This is a genomic window from Paraburkholderia sp. CI3, from assembly GCF_050436505.1.
In the GTDB taxonomy this organism is placed as follows: domain Bacteria; phylum Pseudomonadota; class Gammaproteobacteria; order Burkholderiales; family Burkholderiaceae; genus Paraburkholderia; species Paraburkholderia tuberum.
Genome location: NZ_JBNDMI010000004.1, coordinates 2,891,773 through 2,910,506, shown reverse-complemented (window position 1 = coordinate 2,910,506; position 18,734 = coordinate 2,891,773). Strand labels below are relative to the sequence as shown.

Below are 18,734 nucleotides of genomic sequence, written 5' to 3'. Positions count from 1 at the left end.
GCTTTAACCGGCATTGCCGACGCACGGAGCCTCCTCATGTCCACCGTAACCGGATCCACCACCAGCGCGATCGCGAGTGCAGTCGCCACCACGACCGCAAGCGCCAACGCCACGGAGCAGGCAGCCGCCCAGTCGATCATTAGCGGCTCGACCAATTCGTCGATGGACACTAGTTCGCTCGTCACCGCGCTCGTCAACTCGAAGACTGCCGGCCAGTCCGCGACCATCGCTGCCGAGCAGACTGCGGACAACACGCTGATCTCGGCCTACGGCACGCTCTCCGCGGCACTGTCCGCGTTGCAGGCCGGCGCCGAGCCGCTCAGCGACGGTGCGACGCTCAACTCGTTCTCGTCCACCTTGAGCGGCAGCGGCGTTACCGCCACGGCCAGCACGGGCGCGGTGGCAGGTTCGTACTCGCTCAATGTGGCGCAGGTCGCCACGTCGCAAGTGCTCACCTCGGCGGGCTACAGCTCGACCAAAAACCTGGCTTCCGGCGCGGCCACGATGGCCCTGACGGTCAACGGCAAGACCAGCACGATTTCCCTGAATAGCTCGAACAGCACGATTGCCGGCATTGCATCGGCGATCAATTCGGCCAACGACAATCCCGGCGTGGTCGCGACCGTGGTGACCGGCGCGGACGGCGCGCATCTCGTGCTGCAATCGACCTCGACCGGCGCGTCGAGCGGCATCAGCATCGCAATCAACGATTCGAGCTCGACCGACGCCCTGAACAAGCTCGCGGTGACGACCACCAACGGCAAGGCGATCTCCAGCGCGAGCGACCTCACCGCTCAAGTTCTGGATAGCAGTGGCAAGCCGGTTCTCGATAGCAACGGCAACCCGGAGACCTACAACCCCAGCCAGTCGACCATTACCGGCACAGGCTGGACCCAGACGCAGGCCGCCGAGGATGCGTACTTCACGCTCGGCGGCGTGGGCGTAACCAGCTCCTCGAACTCCGTGACGACGGCCGTGTCCGGCGTGACGCTGAACCTCACGGCAGCGGCGGTCGGCACCACGCAGACGCTCACGATCGCGCAGAACACCAGCGCGGAGTCCTCGGCGATCAACAATTTCGTCAGCCTCTACAACACGCTCGTCACGACGATGGGGGCGCTGACGGCGTACAACGCGAACTCGACGTCGCAGGGCGTGCTAATCGGCGATTCCACGTTGAGCACGATCCAGAACCAGCTTGCCAAGATCGTGAGCGGCGGCGTGGGCAGCGGCACCTCGCAGACGACGCTTGCCGCGATCGGCATTACGCTCCAGGCGGACGGCACGCTGTCGGTCGACAACACGACGCTCAGCAATGCGTTGCAGAACAACCAGTCGGTTGTAGCCTCGCTGTTCAATTCGACCAACGGCATCGCCGCGCAACTGGACGACAGCATCACAAACTACACCTCGTCCGGCGGCATCATTCAAAACCGTACGGACGCGATCAACGCCGACCTGACTAGCCTCTCGAACCAGCAGACGACGCTTACAGCGTGGCAGGCTCAGCTCACCAGTATGTATACCGCGCAGTTCACAGCGCTCAACTCACTGATGGCAACGATGAACAACAACTCGCAATACCTCACGCAACTGTTCGGTGGCACCAACAGCGCAGGCGCGCTCGCCACGAACAAGAGCTGAGCGCGACGAGGAGCGAGCCATGCAGAACGTCGCCCCGATCGAGCGCATCTGGCAGATAACGAAAGACCTCGAACTGGCGGTCGCTGTTGGCGAGTGGGAGCGGGCCGCGCAGCTCGCGGACGAGCGCTCGCCCCTCCTGACGGCGCTCGGCGCGCCCCAGCCGCAGGAGGTCATCGTGCGGCTCAAGGAGATCCACGAGATCGACAGCCGCATCGTCGAGGCCGCGCAGGCCGCGCAGCAGGTGCTGGGCGCCGAGTATCAGGCGAGCATGCAAGCGAGCCGCAACGCCGGGCGGTATTTGAGCATGGCGCGGTACTGAAGCAGGAGCAACGGTTCATTGCGTCCTTCGCGGCGCAATGGCGTACTCTGGCCCGCGTTGTGCGGGCTTTTTCTTTTCCGTTTGTTTGCCCTGAGAGTTCATCGAAGGCAAATTGGCGGCCGTTTTGGCGCTAGCTCGGACGATCGGCGTAATTGGCCGCCGCCCATAATTCGAACGTTCCGAGTTCTTGACGCGTACGCGCGCCTTCGTCATGACCGCCTTCCTCTCTCCGGGCTGCACCGCCACACCTGCCGCCGCATCGCAGCAGAATCACGACATCGCGCTCGCCATGCAGAGCGCGATCGAACATCATCGCCTGCAGGAATATGACGAGGCGGCCGCGCGCTATGCCTCCGTCCTGGAGGCCGCGAGCGATCACACCGACGCGCACTACCACCTCGGCGTGCTGCTCATGCAAACGGGGCGACCCTCCGAAGCAGTGCCGCATTTCGAGGCGGCGCTCGGGCAGGTGCCGAAAAATGGGCAGATCTGGGTCTACTACATCAACGCCCTCGTCGCCAGCCAGCAGACCGAGGCGGCGCGCATCGTGCTCGACCTCGCGCGGCATCAAGGCCTGCCCGAGGCGGCCGTCCAGATGCTGCACGAGCGCATCAATGGGGAAGAAGCGCCGCTCCCGGCCACGCCGGAGCCCGAGGCTGCGACCGCTCCCGCTCCCCAGGCTGATGCGAGCGGGAGCGACTCGCGCCCCCCTGCGGCATCCGATACGGACGAGCGCGGGAAGCTCGATACGCGCCGCGCAAGCCTCAAGGAGATGCGCCAGCTCCAGCATCTCTTCAACAGCGGGAAATTCGAAGCGGCGCTGAATGTGTCCCGCCGCCTGACGCATCAATATCCGTCGCATGGCGAATGCTGGTACGAACTTGGGCGTGTCCTGCAACGCACGGGCCGCTACAACGAGTCCGTCGAGGCAGCCGAGCACGCCGCCCGCCTGCTGCCCAACTTCATTGCCGCCCGGACGATGCTGACTGACGGGCTGATTACCACGCGCCAGTATCAGCAAGCCGAAGCGCATTGCCGGCAGGCGCTCGAAAAATATCCCGAAAGCGCCGCGCTACATCGCAACCTGGGTACCGCCTTAGAGGAGATGGGCCGGTACGCCGAGGGGATCGTCCATCTCCGCCGTGCCGTGGAACTGGCGCCGAACGACGCCATCGAGTGCGACGCGTTTGCCCTCTCGCTACTCAAGCATGGTCTGTACGACGAAGCCGAAACCGCTTTCCGCCGTGCGCTAAAACTGGCACCGATGCAGGCGATAACCCACAGCAACCTGCTGTTCAACCTGATGCACAAGCCGGACCTCGATGCGCTCAGCGCATTCGCGGAGTTCCGCGAGTTTGCAGCGCGCCACGAAGCGCCGCTGCGTGCGCGTCGGCCCCGGCACACCAATGACCGCGATCCGTCGCGGCGCCTGCGAGTCGGTTTTGTTTCCGGCGATCTGCTCGGTCACCCGGTTGCGTATTTCTTCCTGTCGGTGCTAGAGCATCTGGCGCTCGATTCGAGTCTGTCACTGCACATCTATTCGAACTACGCGGTGACCGACGGCTTCACCGAGCAGATTCGTGCGCATGCGCAGACGTGGAGCGAAATCTTCGGCATGAGCGACGACGCAGTCGTGCAGAAGATCCGCGACGACGGCATCGATATCCTCATCGACCTGTCCGGCCATACCGGCCGCAACCGGCTCGTGGCCTTCGCGCACAAGCCGGCGCCGGTCCAGGCGAGCTGGATCGGCAATCCGGCCACGACGGGCCTGGATGCCGTCGACTATTACCTGTCGGACCGTTTTGTCACGCCGCTCGAACAATTCGAGCGCCAGTTCTCGGAAAAGCTCGTGTTCCTGCCGGCGCTCGCGCCGTTCAAGCCACACCCGCAAGCGCCGGACGTCAACGAGTTACCTGCCCTGAAAAACGGCTTCATCACGTTCGGCAGCTTCAGCCGCATCGTCAAGATCGGGCCTGAAGTCGTGGCGCTCTGGGCACGCGTGCTGCGCGAGGTACCGGATTCGCGCATGGTCATCGGTGCGATTACGGCACGGGAGCAGATGGACAAGCTGACCGGGCTGTTCGCGAGCGAAGGGATCGACTTGAGCCGTATCAGTTTTCTGCAGCGCGGGAATGTCTCGACTTACCTGCAGCAGCACAATCTGATCGACGTCTGTCTCGACACGTTGCCCTTCGGCAATTCGACCACGACCATGCAAGCGTTGTGGATGGGCGTGCCCACCATGACCCTGCCCGGCGTTTCGATGGCGAGCCGCGGCAGCACGGGGTGGCTCTCGCACCTCGGGCTCGCCTCAGCCTTCGTTGCGCAGGACAAGGACGAGTTCGTGCGCAAGTGCGCCGCGCTGGCCGCCGACCCCGAAGCGCTCACGGTAGTGCGCGGCGAGCTGCGCGAGTACTGCAGACAGTCGGTCCTGATCGACGCCGGCGCGATCTCCAACGCCGCCTCGCGCGCGTTTCGCACCATGTGGCAGCGGTGGTGCGACGGACTGGAGCCTGAGCATTTCGAGGTTCTGGCGCATGTCAGCAATGCGCACACCGCCGGGGACGGCCCAGCAGGCCTGTCGCCCGAGCAGCGCGCCGCGCTGGCCGGTGAATTCGTCGATACGCTCACGCTCCTGCTCGACAAGCAGCAGTTTGCCGAGGCCGAAGCTGTAGCCCGCCAGTTCACCACGCTCTTGCCAGAAATCGGCAAGGCATGGCACATGCTGGCGACGTCGCTACGGCAGCAAGGGAAATCCTTTGAGGCACTGGAGCCTTTGCGCAAGGCCAATACTCTGCTGCCGAACGACAGGAACATCCGCCAGGAACTGAGCCGAGTCTCACAATACGTGAGCGATCTTGAGCGCATCGCGCCGGTCAACCAGGCTGAGCCAGCGAGCGAGCTGGCAGCGCTCAGGGCGGATAGCCGGCAATACCGGCATCCAGTCGGCGCCCTGATCGCCAACGTGCCGGTTCTGATCCCGACCTTTAACAACGTCACATATCTGCGCCGGATGGTGTCGCAGCTCCAAGGCAGAGGATTGCGCAATCTCATCGTCGTGGACAACGCATCGAGCGCCCCCGGTATGCTCGACTACCTCGCCAGCATCCAGGATACGGTGAGCGTCGCACGGCTCGACCACAATGTCGGGCCGCGCGCGTTCACGCTTTCAGACGTCATCTATCACCGGCTGCCGGACATTTTCTGCATTACCGATCCCGATCTCGAACTGAATCCCGAGTTGCCCGATACTTTCCTGTTCGACCTGATAGACGCCACGGAAGCTTTGAAAATCGGCAAGGCCGGCTTTGCTCTCGACATCTCGCAACCCGCGCTGATGGACGAGAAAGCACTCTCCCTCATGCAGTCGGACGGCGTGAAGAACTATGGGCTGATCGACTGGGAAGCACGCTACTGGCAACAGCAGATCGCGGCGAGCGCCAACGGTGACCCGATCTTTCGCGCGCCGATCGATACGACCTTTGCGGTCTACAACAAGCGGTACTTCCGTCGCGAAACTCATCTGGCTGCGGTGCGTTTCGGTGGACGGTACACGTGCAGGCATCTGCCCTGGTACAAGGACAACGGACTGGATGCTGCGGAGGATCAGTACTACCGCAAACACCAGGCATGGTCGACGTTCCTGAAGTGACCATTGCGCCTGGTCGATCAACTAAAGCTTTGTTGCGGGCACGCGGGGTGGAGCGATAGTTCAGGCGACAGACTATCGGCGGTGCTAATGCCTGGTATCCCGTAGCCATGGGCGTGCACTCAATGAGGGCCAACTAGCCAACCTCTCCCGCACCCGCTCGACCACCTCTTCCGCCAGAGCGGCGCGAGCAACGCGACCGCCGGCAACGACCCGGTTTGCGTCGTTGTGATGTTGCGGCTTGCCCCGCCAAACGAGACCGACGCGCAATTCCGGCGGCAGCGCATCGAGCAGCGCGAGCATGTGTCGAGGAGCTGGGGTGCGTGGCAGCGGCGCTACGACCAGGGGCTGAGCGGGCGCTTTGGGAGCGCGCTTGAAAAATATGCGCTGTGCGGCTGCGCTTGCGGGGAGGCTGGTGTGCCTGGCGGCGTGTGCCAGCCTCTCGCCCACACCGGGGATTGATGTATTGGAAGAGCGACAGGTTCTGCGCGGACGAGAAGGTTCTCTGCGACGCCTCCGCCTACCGAAGCCAGGATCGTGACCACGTTCGAGTACGAGTTGGAGAGCCGCGCCTCGCCCGTCGTGAGCGCGTTATCGAGCGCCGCCGTACCCGCAGGCGTGTTGCCTGTTGGCGCTCGCATTGCCGGGCGTCACGCTGAACGCGTCGCGCGTACTCGAGATCGGGACGCTCAAGACGGAGCCGGCCACAATTACCGAGACGTCTGTGTACGTGCCGGTCGTTTGCGTCGTCGTATTGGCCGAGTTGTCCTGACCCTATAGATCATCGCACCGGTGGTAGTGTCCGTCGCGAACTGGATCGAATGGTTGTCGTTGACGTCTGCTGCCGCCGGTTGGTTGCGTGACCGTGCCCAACGTGCCCGTGCCCTGATTGGACGAGCCGGCCGCGGCGACGTAGGCGGAGCCGTCTGCCTGCACGCTCTGGAACACCGTCTGACCGTTGTCGATGATCGTGATCTGCCGCGGGACCGACACCTGCACGTAGCGCGTGCCCGCGTCGCGGTTGTTCGTGACGCTGCCGCCGGCGGCATTCGTGAACGCCAGCGGTGTTCTGAATAAACTTGAGACGCGCGCAAACTATTGCGCCATCTTTTGCGCCACGCATCGACCGCGTTCAAGCGCGAGGCGTGCGGCGTAGCCTTCGTGCCCGGGGCTGCAACGTAGTGCAAGGCGGCGTATGCTCAACGGTCCCGGGTTTGCCCGGCCATTTTCCCGCATTGCGTTCGCCCACTCATACCTGGAGCCATCATGGAACTACGCAGGATCGGCACTTCCTCGTTGCAGGTCGCCCCGCTCATGTTCGGCGGCAACGTATTCGGCTGGACGGCCGATGAAGCCACCTCTTTCTCGATCCTCGACGCGTTCGTTGAAGCCGGACTCAATTTCATCGACACCGCCGATGTCTACTCGGCCTGGGTGCCCGGCAACCAGGGCGGCGAGTCGGAGACGATCCTCGGCAAGTGGTTCCATCAGAGCGGCAAGCGCGAGCGGATCGTGCTCGCGACCAAGGTGTCGAAGCATCCGCAGCGCAAGGGGCTATCGGCCGCAAATATCCAGGCGGCGGTCGAAGACTCGCTGCGCCGCCTGCAAACCGATTACATCGACGTCTATTTCTCCCACGACGACGACACCGCGACGCCGCTCGCCGAAACGCTCGGTGCGTATCAGAAGCTGATCGAGGCGGGCAAGGTGCGCGTGATCGGCGCGTCTAACTATAGTGGCGCGCGCGTCGAGGAAGCGCTCGCGGTGTCGCGCGAGCACGGGCTGCCCGGGTATCAGTTGCTGCAGCCCGAATACAACCTGTACGACCGCGCGCAATACGAGAGCGACAGCGAGCCGGTGGCGCTCGCGAATCATCTCGGCGTGGTCGTCTACTACAGCCTCGCGAGCGGGTTCCTGTCAGGCAAATACCGCAGCGAGACCGATCTGGCCGGCAAGGCGCGCGGGAGCCGGGTCGAAAAATACCTGAACGGGCGCGGCTTGCGGATTCTCGGCGCGCTCGACCGCGTCGCGCAACGGCACGGCAGCACGCCGGCCGCGATCGCGCTTGCATGGCTGATGGCGCGCCCGAGCGTTACGGCCCCTATTGCGAGCGCAACCTCGGTCCAGCAGTTGAAGAGCCTGGTCGCGGCCGTCCAGCTGTCCCTCGCCGCCGACGATATTCGTGAGCTGGACGAAGCGAGCGCCTGATAAGGCGAACACCTCGGCCGCCAACGCGAAGGCGATCCGCGCCAGGGAAAAGCCTGGCGCAATCGGTAAACCCCTGGTACGATGGGGAGTTTCCTGATATGATCGGGAGTGAATTGAGATCTTTGCCTGTTTCGTCAGTGTTCTTCGTTGATGAAAGGTTGGCGAAACGGCAACAGACGCGGCTTTTGCATTACGTCTGTCCGCGTTCCGCGGTGAACTCCCCACCTCTCTTTTCCGGCCTCCGTGGCCGCTTTGCCTCTCGCTTCATTCGTGGTTTGGCCGGGGTTGTTTATCAGCCTCGCGTTTGCCTGTTACTGGCCATGAATCGGAGCGACCGGAGGGCCGGCGCGTGAGTGGTGACCTGAGCGGTTACCGCCATGCAATTAAACCCGTATCTAGTGATTGAGTTAGGAATTACATGACGACGATTCTTCTGAAGGAAAACGAGCCGTTCGAAGTGGCAATTCGCCGCTTTCGTCGCGCAATCGAAAAGAATGGCCTGATCGCTGAACTGCGTGAACGCCAGTCGTACGAAAAGCCGACCACGGCTCGCAAGCGCAAGAAGGCAGCAGCTGTTAAGCGCCTGCACAAGCGTCTGCGCAGCCAGATGCTGCCGAAAAAGCTGCACTAAACACGCTTTTTACATACGCCGAACGGCGGTGTGAGCTTCGAAAGAAGCCACATCGCCGTTTTGCTTTTACGGCGTCGGATTTTGCCCCTGCGTGCAGCCGTTACGCCGCGCTCCTCAGCCGCTCGGCCGACAGCCCGAACTCGCGCGCGATCGAGCCCAGCCGGTCGTGCCACTCCCATGTGCCGAACACGTCGTGCACGTTTTGCAGGCAACTGAGCAAAGCGAGGGTCACCGGGTCGTATACGTTGATGCGGGCGCGAAGCAGCGCTTTTTTCAGCGCGGCCAAGCCGACATCCATGTAAGCGGGCACTTCGGCCAGTGGCTTGCCGATGAAGCGCACCGGCACGCCTTCCATTGCGGTCATGTAATCGCGCGGCTTGATCAGGTTGCCGACCGGGCAGCCGCCGCAATAGCCGCGGTAGGCGCCGCCGCCTCTCGGTAGCAATGCAGCGCGTTTCTGTTCGAACAGATGCGTGACGGACTGATCGTAAATGTCCTGGTGGGTCAGGAAGCTAAGTGTTTTCATGGTTGGTCTCCCGCGTCCGAGGCGGTAGTTATTTGTTGTTGAGCGCGCATCGCGTGAGCGCATGGCGACGAGTATCCGCCGTGCGTCGTCCGACGAAGGGCCGACTACGAGCATGAAAGGGCGCCAATTCACGCGTTTGCGCCTCCCGCGGACGCCGTGGCCTCACCTCGCCTTCCGACCACGCCCCTTCTTGCCCAGCGACACGCATCGCTCACGACACATGCAGGTCGTCTCATGATCGTTGACCATGCCGACCGCCTGCATGAATGCATAGCAGATCGTCGAACCGACAAATTTGCAACCGTAGCGCTTGAGCGCCTTGCTTAGCGCGTCCGATACTTCCGTCGACGCAGGTGCATGCTTATACGAAGCCCATTCGTTCTGAATCGGCGTGTCGTCGACGAATGACCACACGAAGTTCGCGAGCGAGCCATGTTCGGCCTGAATCTGCTGCACAGCGCGCGCGTTCAGGATGGCCGCCTCGATTTTGCCGCGATGTCGAACGATGCTTTCATCGGCGACGAGCGCATCCACGCGCTTCGGCGTGAAGGCCGCGACCTTGTCGATGTCGAAGTCGGCGAATGCACGGCGGTAGCCGATGCGCTTGTTGAGGATCGTCGACCATGACAAACCGGCCTGCGCGCCTTCGAGCACGAGCATCTCGAACAGGTGCTGGTCGTCGCGCGAGGGCACACCCCATTCGGTGTCGTGGTACTGTGCGAGCGCTTCGCTCGATACCCAGTTGCATCGTTGTGTCACTGTCGTGCCCCCGCGTGGTCATGTCGTTCGCCAGCATAGCGGAAGCGGTGTGCGCTGCAAGCTGGCCAATCGGCTAATTGCGCGATTCAAACTGACCTGCCACGCTAAGCGTTATTCACCCACGGAACTGATTCGATTCGATGAACCACGACTTCTTTCTGATCGGCGTCGACGGCGGCGGCACCGGCACGCGCGTCGTGCTCGGCGACGCGCAGGGCCGCGATCTGGCGCAAGCGGCAAGCGGCCCATCGGGCCTTGGGCTCGGCATCCCGCGCGCATGGCAGTCCATTCAGGCCGCCTGCGGCGAAGCGTTCCAGCGAGCCGGAGTCGCGCTGGACTGGTCGCGCTGCGTGCTCGGTTGCGGACTGGCGGGCGTCAACAATCGCGACTGGCTCGCCGAGTTTCACCAGCAGGCGCCGCGGCTCGCCGGACTGGCCGTCAAAACCGACGCCTACACGACCCTGCTCGGCGCTCACGACGGCGCGCCCGGCGTGATCGTCGCACTCGGCACCGGCAGCGTCGCGGCTTCGCTCGCGAGCGACGGCGAATTCCGCATGGCCAGCGGCTACGGCTTTCCATCGGGCGACGAAGCGAGCGGCGCGTGGCTCGGCCTCCGGCTGATCGTGCACGCGCAACAGGCGCTGGATGGCCGCGTTGCCGTCGACGATCTCACGCAAGCGCTGCTCGCGCATACCGGCGCGCGGGATCGCGACAGTCTCGTCGTGTGGCTGTGCACGGCCAATCAGACTGCCTACGCGCGGCTCGCGCCGATCGCGATCGAACACCGCGCACATCCGTTCGCGGCGCGGCTGCTCGGCGAGGCCGGCGTCGAAGTCGGCAAGATGATCGCCGCGCTGGACGCGGCGGGCGCGCTGCCGGTCGCGTTATGCGGAGGCCTCGGTACGCCGTTGCGCGAGTACGTGCCGCAGGCGTATCAGGCGCGCCTGCGCGAGCCGCGGGCGGATTCGGCGCATGGCGGCTTGCAACTGGCGCGGCGCGAGGCGCAGCGGCTGGCTCGAGGAGACCTGTAAAATACCCGCTTTGACGCTGCCTCGACGGTTCAGCCGCCGGACTCACCATGTATAAAGTCATCGCCACGGATCTCGACGGCACACTGCTCAACGCCGATCACCAGGTAGACCCGTTCACGGTCGCCACGGTGCGCAAGCTCGAAAGCGACGGGCTGCAGTTCGTGATCGCCACCGGGCGGCATTACTGCGACGTCGCGGGCATCCGCGATCTGCTCGGCATCAATCCGTATCTGATCACGTCGAACGGCGCGCGCATTCACGCGCCTGACAACACGGTGATCCACGCCGACGATTTGCCGCCGGCGATCGTCCAGCGTCTCGTGCAGCCCGAAATTGTCGGCGCGCATGGTCGAGTGATCGTCAGTCTGTTTGCAGACGAGGCGTGGCTCATCGACCGCGACGCGCCCCATCTGCTGGAATTTCACCAGGATTCCGGCTTCACGTACGAAGTGACCGACCTGCCGAAGCACGATGGCGTCGACATTGCCAAGGCGCTGTATATCGGCGACCCCGCCGATCTCGCGCAGGTGGCCGCCAATCTGGAACGCGACTTCGGCGAACGACTGTACGTGACGTATTCATTGCCGGATTGTCTCGAAGTGATGACCGCGAATGTGTCGAAGGGGCGCGCCCTGCAGATCGTGCTCGAGCGTCTCGGTGTCGACGCGTCGCACTGCGTCGCGTTCGGCGACAACATGAACGATATCGATCTGCTCGAGACGGCCGGCCATCCATTCATGATGAACAACGCCAATCCCGATCTGATCACCCGCCTGCCGCATGTGCCGCGCATCGGCAACAATTTCGAGGCGGGCGTTGCGCATCATCTGCGCAAACTGTTTGCGCTCAACGACGAACTGGCATCTTGAACCGCAGTCACTGCGATTGAAAGCGGCCCGCATCCACTCGCGTGGATGCGGGCCGCAAAAGTTGCTCGCGAAGCGCGCAGCGTGCGCTCCGCTTGCGCTCGTCAATCCCGCCAGCCGCGGTGCTCGCCTCGATTGTCATGACCCCAGCGACGGTTGTCGTGACCCCAGCCGCGATCATCGCGGTGATAGTCGCGGTAGTAGTCACCACGCGGGTAGCGATGATCCCAGCCGCCGTAATACACTGGCTCCGGCGCGGCGTAGACGCTCACGGGCGCGGCATAAACCGGGGCGCCGAGCGATAGGCCGACGCTCAGATCCGTATGCGCCTGCGCGACACCGCATGCGCCCGCCGCGAGTCCGGCAGCAACCAGCAAGTGAGTGACGATGCGTTTCATGTTGGTCTCTCCTGTGAGGCGACGTAGGTTTGTCGCACAGGCTCAATGTACGCACTCGAGGCGGGCTGGACTGCGACCAGATGTTACGGACTGCAAGCATCGTCGAAGTCATCGAAGCCAGGAAAAACGCTCGCGCGGACGTTGCGCGCAAACACCTTACTTCGCTTGCAGCCGCGCCCCACGGGGCTTTGCGGCCGGTCAATTCAAGCCGGCAGGCGGCTCGCCGCGCACGCTCGCCGCTTGCCGCGCCGGCGCACGTAAACACGGCTTACATCTGTATTGCTCAATTAATCCGCCGCGGGCGCCGAAGCGGCCGAAGTTGCGGAAGAGGCCGCCCCTGCCGAAGATGCCGACACTCCCGGCAAGGCCGCGCAAGGGCAATCGGTTGCCCGCCCGTCGAGCCCTTCGCGATCGTGTTTGAAGCTCGCGCGCGGCGTGCCGTTCTGCCAGTCGAGTCGGACGATGTAAATGCTGTCGAAGTCGTCGCTTTGCCATTTCGGCACGTCGGCCGCGCGACCGCCATGCGTGCTCAACATCTGCCGCAACAGCTTCTCGATCAGCTTGTGCTCCCAGGCAACGACGATCAGCTTGCCGCGATTGGCCGGGTCGACGAGCGCGTTGCCGAGCTGGTCGATCTGCGCAAAACCGTACGGTGTTTGGACCGGCATCTGGAATTGAATCGCGGTCGGTTCGATCGTCGCGAGCGGGCGCACGTAATAGTACGGATGACCGCCGTCGTCTTTTTGCTGGCCGGGGTCGGGCGCGTAGATCGCATCGGGTTTGCCGAATTTGGCGGCGATCACGGCCGGCAACGCGAGCGCACGGTTGAGCCCCTGGCAGTCTAGCTGGCCGTACCCCTGCGCGGGTTTCTCGCCGTGTCGAACGAATACGAGGGTTTCGATATTGCCGCCCGCCGCGGCAACAACGGGGACCGCGGTCGCAACGACGGTCGCCATGTTCGTCGTCGCGGACGCGGCCGGCAACGCCATCGTGCTCGCGCACAGGCCGCCGAGCGACAGTGCGACGCCATGCAGGAATCCGCGGAAACGGTTCATCGAAAGCACCTGTGTGAGACTGGGAAGTCGCCCGATTCTAGCAGCGGTGCCCACCGGCACGCGGCCGGCGCGGCATTCATATCGCAGTGGCGAGCGCAATGAATAATGGGCGCCGAGGCGCCCATTCATGCCCACTACGCGATGATCACGAGACCGGCGCGTCGAACTGGCCGTCAGTCGAGCGCCAGCCTGCGCGCATCGCTGCTGCGATCGTCAGCGATCAGCGGATAGACGACACCCGCGATCACCGCACCGATGATCGGCGCAACCCAGAACAGCCACAGCTGATCGATCGCCACGCCGCCGACGAATAGCGCCGGGCCCGTCGAGCGCGCCGGATTGACCGACGTGTTGGTGACAGGAATCGAGACCAGATGGATCAGCGTCAGGCACAGGCCGATCGCGATGGGCGCGAAGCCGGCCGGCGCGCGGCGGTCGGTCGCGCCGAGAATCACGAACAGGAAGAAGCCAGTCATGACCACTTCGCAAATGAAGGCAGCGGCGAGCGAGTACTGACCCGGCGATTGCTCGCCGTAACCGTTCGTCGCGAAGCCGCTCGCGACGAGGTCGAAGCCAGGCTTGCCCGACGCGATCAGCGACAGTACGAATGCGCCGAGCACCGCGCCGACCACCTGCGCGACGACATAGGGCAGAAGATCGCGCACCGGAAATCGGCCGGCGACGGCCAGTCCGACGCTCACCGCCGGATTCAGGTGGCAGCCCGAAATGTGGCCAATCGTAAAAGCCATCGTCAGCACGGTCAGGCCGAAGGCCAGCGACACGCCGACGAAGCCGATGCCCAATCCGTGAACCGGCCCGGCGAAGTTGGCGGCGAGGACCGCGCTGCCGCAGCCTCCGAGCACGAGCCAGAAGGTGCCGAGCAATTCGGCAACGAGGCGCTTTGACAACTGCATGTTTGGCGATCCTAAAAAGAATGGGGACTTCAGAAGCACGCATCGAAAAGGGCGAGTACGTACCTTGAGCGCGCAATTCTAGGCAGACAGCGCCAAATCGGGTGTCAAAGATTGTCAATCCGCACAGAATTTATAAACTATTGCGAGATAAAGCGCAGGTTTTACAATTCACACTCTTTAATAATTATCAGAGGAAAATTCGCTAAACCGGTATTAGTCGCCATTGCGAATTTTTATAATTGCAGCTAGTCTGCGGTCGAATGAGTTCTAGAAAAGGGGAGAACCGAATGTCTCAATATGCAGACCTCAAGGCGCAGATTGCCAAATTGCAGGCACAGGCAGAAGAAGCGCGACGCACGGAAATCGACAATGTCGTCGCCGACATCCGCCAAAAGATCGCCGAATACGGTCTGACCGCGCAGGATCTCGGTTTCGCGGTCGCCGCCAAGCGCGGCCGCCCGCCCAAGAAGACGCCGCTGCCAGCGAAATATCAGGACCCGAAGTCGGGCAATACATGGAGCGGGCGCGGCAAGCCGCCCAAATGGATCGTCGGCAAGAATCGCGAGCGATTTCTGATTGGCTCGGCGTGACGCCCGCCCGACCTGATGTGAGACGGGGTGAAGGCGGTCTGAAGGTTTCTTTGCTGTTTGACTTATTCGCCGCTCGCAAATCCACCGTGGAAGCGCAACCATCCCTGTATTAAAAAAGCCGCCCATACAGGGCGGCTTTTTCGCGTCCGGCAGCCAAAAGACTTCGTTTTTCGCTCGCGCAAACGATTCCGATGCCGGACTCGCCGCTATTGCGGCGTTATAAGCGAAGGTTCACAGCGCCGCTTCAATGCGGGCCGAAAACGGCCAGCCGTAAAAGCGCCGGCCGTTTTCAGGCGCGCCTAGCCGACCGCGACCTGGCGCAATACCGGGCGCCGCGACGTTTCAATCAAGGCGGAATAGCCGTCGATATAGTTCTGCGCCATCGTTTTCGAACTGAAGCGGCGTTCGAACTGGGCGCGGATTTCGATGCGCGACAGCTCGTCGAGACGCTGCAGAGCCGCTACCGCGCCTTGCACGTCCTCGACGATATAGCCGGTCACGCCGTGGTCGATCACCTCAGGCACGGAGCCGCGGTTGAACGCGATAACCGGCGTGCCGCAGGCCATCGACTCGATCATCACGAGGCCGAACGGCTCGGACCAGTCGATCGGGAACAGCAGCGCCTTCGCGCCCGACAGAAACTCGGGTTTCTGCGCCTCGTTGATCTCGCCGACGAACTCGACATGCGCCATCGACAGCAGCGGCTCGATCTCGCGCTTGAAGTACTCCATGTCGACCTTGTCCACCTTGGCGGCGATCTTCAGCGGCAGACCGCTTTGCGCGGCGATCCTGATAGCTGTATCGACGCGTTTTTCCGGGCAGATGCGGCCGAGGAACGCGAGATATTCGGGCTTCTTGTGCGGCTGCGGCGTCAGCAACTGGTCCGGCAGACCGTGATAGATCGTGTTGAGCCAGTTGGCCTGCTGCAGCGGCAGACGCTGCGAATCCGAAATCGACACGACCGGCACATGCGAGAACGCGTCGAACACCGGCTGTAATTCCGGCAGGTCGAGACGACCGTGCAGCGTGGTCACGAACGGCGTGTCCATCGTCGTGAACAGGGGGAACGGCAGGTAGTCGAGATGGAAGTGCAGCACGTCGAACTCGTGCGCGATCTTGCGGACCTTTTCCATCATCAGCACGTGCGGCGCCAATGCATCGCGAATCGTCGGATCGAGGCGCAGCGCGCGCGGCCAGCATGCCTCGAGATTGGCGGACGTGACTGAGTCGCCGCTCGCGAACAGCGTGACGTCATGGCCGAGCTCGACCAGCGCTTCGGTCAGATACGACACGACACGTTCGGTGCCGCCATAGAGTTTCGGTGGGACAGCTTCGTAGAGCGGCGCGACTTGTGCGATTCGCATGCGTTTTCTCCTGTGTCGATCAGAGTTAGCGCTGTGGCGCCGACCCGGATCCCATGCGGATTTTTGATACTTACCGGGGCTTCGCACGACGGCCGAATGGCGCGTGGTACGTCTGCCTAACCGGACGGTTGGGCGCGGCTTGCCCCGCCCGAGGGGGCTCCGAAATAGCTATCGGGTAATCCCTTAGCCTTCATTATCGGGATCGACCGCGGTAATTCGAGTTATTTTTCAAACGCTTAATGTTGTTACAGCGCGAAACATGGACCGTTACAGCTGCCGCGCAGGGTCGAGTCGCCAACTGGTCCCCATAATCGGGAAGCGTAATTCCACCGACTCAATCAAGCTCGACAGGCGAAATGCACCGTAGCAAGCGGCGGACCCGAGGGTCGGATGAGCCGGGAAAGGTTTCTAACCGAGCCAGATTGCAGCCGGGTGAAAACGTCTTATAATTCTTTTCCACCGTTTTACGGTGCGGCGGTGAAGTTCTGAAAACTCACCATCCGGTACACGCCGCAGCCGTATAAATTCCCAGCGCGCATCGTCAGTCCCGCCCCGCGCATCAATTCGGCCCAATTCGTGCCTCGCCGCAACCCGGGTTGTAGGAATAATTCCTACACAAATGACGGATTAATCCGTCACCCAGCTGGGGTGTCTCTCCGATTTTCGGCTGTGCCCCCTTTCGAGACAATGCTTGCAAGACCAGAGACGAGCGGATTCGCGCGGATTCAGCGCGCGCGTTCGAGCAAACGTTTCCGCAAAAATCGGCCTGACCAGCCGGCATACGAACGGGGGAAATCATGAGCACGACTAGCCATATGCTCAGTGAGATCAGGGAAGTCAATCTTTCCTATCTGCTGCTCGCCCAGCGTCTGCTGCGCGAAGACAAGCCGATGGGCATGTTCCGCATGGGTATTTCGGACCAGCTGGCCGACGTGCTCGCCAATCTGTCGTTGGCGCAGACCGTCAAGCTCGCGGCGTCCAACCAGATGCTGTGCCGCTTCCGCTTCGACGATCACGCGGTGCTGTCCGCCCTCGCGGACAAGGACAAGTCCAGCGCGATCGCGCAGGCTCATTCGGCGATCCTGATGGCGAGCCAGCCGGTCGAGCAGATCGGCTGATGGCCAGTAAGAGCGTCGTACTCGAAGTCCGGGAAATCACCCTCGCGATCGAGCTGATCGAACTGGGCGCGCGTCTGCAATTGCTGGAGGCGGAAACCAGCCTGTCGCGCGACCGGCTCGTCAAGCTGTACAAGGAATTGAACGGGGTGTCGCCGCCCAAGGGCATGCTGCCGTTTTCGACCCACTGGTTCATGACCTGGCAGCCGAACATTCATTCGTCGCTGTTCTACAACATCTACCGTTTCATGGCCGGTCACGGCGGCTGCCGCGCGATCGAATCGATCGTGAAGAGCTACCGGCTGTATCTCGAGCACGTGCAGTTGCACGACGACGAGCCGGTGCTCAGTCTCACGCGCGCCTGGACGCTCGCGCGCTTCTTCGACTCGGGCATGCTTCAGATGAGCGCCTGCCGCCGCTGCGGCGGCCACTTCGTCGCGCACGCGCACGATCCGCAGCACGGGTTCGTTTGCGGGCTGTGTCAGCCGCCGTCGCGCGCGGGCAAGACGAAGAAGGCGGCGCAAACGCGGGCCGAGCGGCAAATCGCCGTCGCCGGAGTCCCGGCCGAGGTGCCGCAAGTGACCGACGCGCGAGCTCACGAGGCCCGCTGCCCCGCCCCCACGCTCGATACCCTCGTCACCGCCGAAGTCTGAGCAGCACGCGTTGAGGCAGCGCAAGCCTCTGGTTTACACCGGACTCGAGCGCCGTCTTTTTCCCCAAAGTTTTCCGCCTCGGTGCCGTAAACCTGACTAACGACGGTAACCGTCGCTTTTTTGTGAGGGCTCGGCAGTGCTGATTTTCGTGGGAACACTCGTGACGCTGTTGTCCGTTTTCGGCGGTTACGCGCTCGAAGGCGGCCATCTCGGCGCGCTGCTGCAACCCGTCGAGGTGCTGATGATCGTCGGCGCCGGAGTCGGCGCATTCATTCTCGGTAACGGGATGAAGACGATCCGGGCGACACTGCGCGTCATTCCGACCCTGTTCAAGGGCGCGAAGTACAACAAGGACGTCTACATGGAGCTGATGGGGCTCCTGTACGTGCTGCTCGCGAAAGCGCGCAAGGAAGGCACGCTGACGCTCGAAGCCGACATCGACGATCCGTCGAAGAGCCCGATCTTCACGCAGTACCCGAAGATCCTCGCCGACAAGCACATCATCGAGTTCCTGACCGACTACCTGCGGCTGATGGTCGGCGGCAACATGAATGCATTCGAGATCGAAAGCCTGATGGACGAGGAGATCGAGACGCACCACCAGGAAGGCGAGGCGCCCGCGCACGCGCTGACCAAGGTCGGCGACGCGATGCCGGCGTTCGGTATCGTCGCCGCGGTGATGGGCGTCGTGCACACGATGGCCTCGGCCGACAAGCCGCCCGCGGTGCTCGGTGAAATGATCGCGCAGGCGCTCGTCGGCACCTTCCTCGGCATTCTGCTTTCGTACGGGCTGATCGGGCCGCTCGCCAGCGTCGCCGAGCAGCGCGTGACCGAGTCGACCAAGATGTTCCAGTGCATCAAGGTGACGATCCTCGCGAGCCTGAACGGCTACGCGCCGGCGATCGCGGTCGAGTTCGGCCGCAAGGTGCTGTTCTCGACCGAGCGCCCGTCGTTCGCCGAGCTCGAAGAGCACGTGCGCCGCGTCAAGGCGAAATAAGCAGGCGACGGG

General features: G+C 63.0%; 19 protein-coding genes. 12 read left to right on the top strand and 7 right to left on the bottom strand.

Annotated features, from left to right (window positions below):
- Nucleotides 1-36 precede the first annotated feature (36 nt).
- The 4 genes from fliD to OKW29_RS34965 all read left to right on the top strand — a co-directional run bounded on the left by fliD (nucleotide 37) and on the right by OKW29_RS34965 (nucleotide 6,387).
- A complete protein-coding gene (fliD, locus tag OKW29_RS34980) occupies nucleotides 37-1,644 on the top strand; it encodes a flagellar filament capping protein FliD (protein WP_429294144.1) in 1,608 nt (535 codons plus the stop codon).
- 19 nt (nucleotides 1,645-1,663) lie between these two features.
- Nucleotides 1,664-1,963: a flagellar protein FliT gene (locus OKW29_RS34975; RefSeq protein ID WP_184069809.1), complete on the top strand. Its 300-nt coding sequence runs from the start codon at nucleotides 1,664-1,666 to the stop codon at nucleotides 1,961-1,963.
- Between the two features lie 211 nt (nucleotides 1,964-2,174).
- Complete coding sequence (locus tag OKW29_RS34970) at nucleotides 2,175-5,618, top strand: tetratricopeptide repeat protein (RefSeq protein ID WP_429294143.1); 3,444 nt, start codon at nucleotides 2,175-2,177, stop codon at nucleotides 5,616-5,618.
- Between the two features lie 625 nt (nucleotides 5,619-6,243).
- A complete protein-coding gene (locus OKW29_RS34965; RefSeq protein WP_429294142.1) occupies nucleotides 6,244-6,387 on the top strand; it encodes a hypothetical protein in 144 nt (47 codons plus the stop codon).
- Nucleotides 6,388-6,389: 2 nt separating this feature from the next.
- On the opposite strand, the gene OKW29_RS34960 is transcribed toward OKW29_RS34965, so the two are convergent.
- Nucleotides 6,390-6,614 (bottom strand): hypothetical protein, encoded by a 225-nt coding sequence (locus tag OKW29_RS34960; protein ID WP_429294141.1) that lies wholly within the window; start codon nucleotides 6,612-6,614, stop codon nucleotides 6,390-6,392.
- A 267-nt stretch (nucleotides 6,615-6,881) separates the two neighbouring features.
- Here OKW29_RS34960 and OKW29_RS34955 point away from each other — a divergent pair, with 267 nt between their 5' ends.
- Both OKW29_RS34955 and rpsU read left to right on the top strand, forming a co-directional pair.
- On the top strand, nucleotides 6,882-7,823 hold the full coding sequence (locus tag OKW29_RS34955; protein WP_429294140.1) for an aldo/keto reductase: 942 nt from the start codon (nucleotides 6,882-6,884) through the stop codon (nucleotides 7,821-7,823).
- Nucleotides 7,824-8,241: 418 nt separating this feature from the next.
- Nucleotides 8,242-8,454, top strand: coding sequence for a 30S ribosomal protein S21 (gene rpsU, locus OKW29_RS34950; RefSeq protein ID WP_006050883.1), 213 nt, complete (start codon nucleotides 8,242-8,244; stop codon nucleotides 8,452-8,454).
- Between the two features lie 100 nt (nucleotides 8,455-8,554).
- Here rpsU and OKW29_RS34945 read toward each other — a convergent pair whose 3' ends face one another.
- Nucleotides 8,555-8,980, bottom strand: coding sequence for a hypothetical protein (locus OKW29_RS34945; RefSeq protein WP_429294139.1), 426 nt, complete (start codon nucleotides 8,978-8,980; stop codon nucleotides 8,555-8,557).
- Between the two features lie 162 nt (nucleotides 8,981-9,142).
- Nucleotides 9,143-9,739: a DNA-3-methyladenine glycosylase I gene (locus tag OKW29_RS34940; RefSeq protein WP_187613887.1), complete on the bottom strand. Its 597-nt coding sequence runs from the start codon at nucleotides 9,737-9,739 to the stop codon at nucleotides 9,143-9,145.
- Nucleotides 9,740-9,879: 140 nt separating this feature from the next.
- On the opposite strand from OKW29_RS34940, the gene OKW29_RS34935 reads away from it, so the two are divergent.
- Nucleotides 9,880-10,770, top strand: coding sequence for a BadF/BadG/BcrA/BcrD ATPase family protein (locus OKW29_RS34935; protein WP_429294138.1), 891 nt, complete (start codon nucleotides 9,880-9,882; stop codon nucleotides 10,768-10,770).
- Nucleotides 10,771-10,817: 47 nt separating this feature from the next.
- Complete coding sequence (locus tag OKW29_RS34930; RefSeq protein ID WP_187627417.1) at nucleotides 10,818-11,639, top strand: Cof-type HAD-IIB family hydrolase; 822 nt, start codon at nucleotides 10,818-10,820, stop codon at nucleotides 11,637-11,639.
- Between the two features lie 101 nt (nucleotides 11,640-11,740).
- On the opposite strand, the gene OKW29_RS34925 is transcribed toward OKW29_RS34930, so the two are convergent.
- The 3 genes from OKW29_RS34925 to aqpZ form a co-directional block, all read right to left on the bottom strand.
- Complete coding sequence (locus OKW29_RS34925) at nucleotides 11,741-12,034, bottom strand: PXPV repeat protein (protein WP_184069793.1); 294 nt, start codon at nucleotides 12,032-12,034, stop codon at nucleotides 11,741-11,743.
- Nucleotides 12,035-12,321: 287 nt separating this feature from the next.
- Entirely contained in the window at nucleotides 12,322-13,089 is a 768-nt protein-coding gene (locus OKW29_RS34920; protein ID WP_429294137.1) for a histidine phosphatase family protein, read from the bottom strand.
- A 173-nt stretch (nucleotides 13,090-13,262) separates the two neighbouring features.
- Entirely contained in the window at nucleotides 13,263-14,003 is a 741-nt protein-coding gene (aqpZ, locus tag OKW29_RS34915; protein WP_429294136.1) for an aquaporin Z, read from the bottom strand.
- A gap of 287 nt (nucleotides 14,004-14,290) precedes the next feature.
- Here aqpZ and OKW29_RS34910 point away from each other — a divergent pair, with 287 nt between their 5' ends.
- Nucleotides 14,291-14,593 (top strand): H-NS family nucleoid-associated regulatory protein, encoded by a 303-nt coding sequence (locus OKW29_RS34910; RefSeq protein WP_013090908.1) that lies wholly within the window; start codon nucleotides 14,291-14,293, stop codon nucleotides 14,591-14,593.
- A gap of 299 nt (nucleotides 14,594-14,892) precedes the next feature.
- Here OKW29_RS34910 and OKW29_RS34905 read toward each other — a convergent pair whose 3' ends face one another.
- Nucleotides 14,893-15,957, bottom strand: a complete 1,065-nt coding sequence (locus OKW29_RS34905) for a glycosyltransferase family 4 protein (protein WP_090802471.1) — start codon at nucleotides 15,955-15,957, stop codon at nucleotides 14,893-14,895.
- A 797-nt stretch (nucleotides 15,958-16,754) separates the two neighbouring features.
- On the opposite strand from OKW29_RS34905, the gene flhD reads away from it, so the two are divergent.
- The 3 genes from flhD to motA all read left to right on the top strand — a co-directional run bounded on the left by flhD (nucleotide 16,755) and on the right by motA (nucleotide 18,722).
- Nucleotides 16,755-17,075, top strand: coding sequence for a flagellar transcriptional regulator FlhD (gene flhD / locus OKW29_RS34900; protein WP_026225512.1), 321 nt, complete (start codon nucleotides 16,755-16,757; stop codon nucleotides 17,073-17,075).
- On the top strand, nucleotides 17,075-17,725 hold the full coding sequence (gene flhC, locus OKW29_RS34895) for a flagellar transcriptional regulator FlhC (RefSeq protein WP_429294135.1): 651 nt from the start codon (nucleotides 17,075-17,077) through the stop codon (nucleotides 17,723-17,725). Before flhD ends, flhC begins: the two co-directional genes overlap by 1 nt.
- Nucleotides 17,726-17,861: 136 nt before the next feature.
- Entirely contained in the window at nucleotides 17,862-18,722 is an 861-nt protein-coding gene (gene motA / locus OKW29_RS34890; protein WP_090802475.1) for a flagellar motor stator protein MotA, read from the top strand.
- The last annotated feature ends 12 nt before the right edge of the window (nucleotides 18,723-18,734 follow it).